General features: G+C 50.8%; 1 protein-coding gene. It reads left to right on the forward strand.

What is annotated here, in order from left to right; all coding sequences use genetic code 11:
* The first annotated feature begins 118 nt into the window (after positions 1–118).
* Entirely contained in the window at positions 119–544 is a 426-nt protein-coding gene (locus EDC30_RS19305; RefSeq protein ID WP_165973897.1) for a GFA family protein, read from the forward strand.
* The last annotated feature ends 1,131 nt before the right edge of the window (positions 545–1,675 follow it).

A 1,675-nucleotide genomic window follows, 5' to 3' on the forward strand; every position in this document is an offset into this window, starting at 1 on the left:
GAATAGTAAAGTATCTAACTTGTCGCTCAACACGGACCCGCAGCAAGAACTTGCCGCTTCGCGGCAGGCGCTGCGGTCCTGTTAGCTCGGCGTTATACAGAAAAGAGGGACGCAACAGGTGAACGATAATCCAGTGAAAGGCAGTTGCTTCTGTGGTCGTGCCGCATTTGAATATGACGGCTTGCCCAGCGGCGTTATTCACTGCCACTGTGGCATGTGCCGTCGCTTGAGCGGCGCGGCTTTCACTACCTGGATAAGTATTCCCAAACAAAATTTTCGTTTGTTGAGTTCGGGTACGCTGAAGAAGTTTTCTCTATCGAATAACGCTGTTCGAAATTTCTGTAGTGAGTGCGGTACGCACGTATTTACCGAGGACGCTCGCTATCCGGACGTGATAGCCATTCCCGCCGGGGTGGTGGCTGGCGCGCTACAGAGGAAAATTGACGGTCATTACTTTGTGAGTGATAAAGCGGAGTGGCACATTATTGGTGATGAGTTGCCGCAGTTTGGAGGGGAGACTGGCTTTGAACGAATTTCTGTATAACTTGTCGCTTAACGCGGTCCCGCAACAAAGGCTGCCGCTTCGCGGCACGGTTGCGAGCCGGTTAGCTCGGCGTTCTGTTTCATAAACCGGCTCGGTCAGCGAAGTGCGACCAGGTGGTTCGACAACGGACAAGGCAGTGTTGAAGTGCGCGGGCGTTGCGGTGATCTGGCCGATGCGCGGAGCGCGAAGGGCTTGGCGAGCAAGTCCTGCGGTGGCGCTACCAGCCTGCGGCTTGGCGAAGAGACAGAGCTATCGGCTTGAGTTAGTGGATGGGTTGGACGTTCGAGCGCGTTGCGACCTTTTGGCCGGTGGTGGCGCGACAGAGGCTGGACTTGGCTGGCAAGCCGGAAGGTGGGTGGCGGTCCGGCGTGTCATGGGGAGAAATGCGGTGATCCGTAGCGCATCGACTACATTACAGAACTCGTCGCTTAACCCGGATGGCGCTGCGCGCCTCCGGTTAGCTCAGCGTTAGATACACGAGATGGCGTGCTTATTAATTTTATTTTCTTTGAGGTGAATGTTGAGCATCAAACGTATATTTTTATGTCTGGCTCTGCCATTGATTTTGGTTGGATGTGCATCGAACCAAGCTCCTCAAATTGCGTATGAGGATAAAAGTAGGCCATTAAAAGACACTGCAGTCATCCTGGCCGACAAAGTCGGGAAAGGCTATGACTTAAAAATTACGCACATTGATGACAAGCCCACATCGTGTTTTGAGGTCGGATGTCCAGTTTGGGTTAGGGTAACGCCCGGAAAACATAAAGTGACAGTGCGTTATCAAGGGAACTATCAACTTACGTTACATGAAATTAAGTATATAGAATCGTCCGGAGCTTTCGAAGTGAACGCTGAGGCTGGCCACGTATATATCGTGGAATACAAATACGAGAACGACAGGCTCTATTTTAGGTATAGAGACGACGGAAAGAACTCCAATGCGGGTGTATACCTCGGCCTGTCTCAGGAAAAGTATCCGGTTCGATTCGACTAGGGATCAGTAAATTTTAAATCATTAAACATGTGCTTTACTGTATCTAACTCGTCTATAAGGACTTCCCCTTTTTAGCAAGAGTGGTTTTCAAGTTGTTTGCATGTGTGTTTTCCTTCCGCGAAGCCGGATGGTAGTGT

This window comes from Paucimonas lemoignei (assembly GCF_004342585.1).
GTDB lineage: Bacteria > Pseudomonadota > Gammaproteobacteria > Burkholderiales > Burkholderiaceae_D > Paucimonas > Paucimonas lemoignei.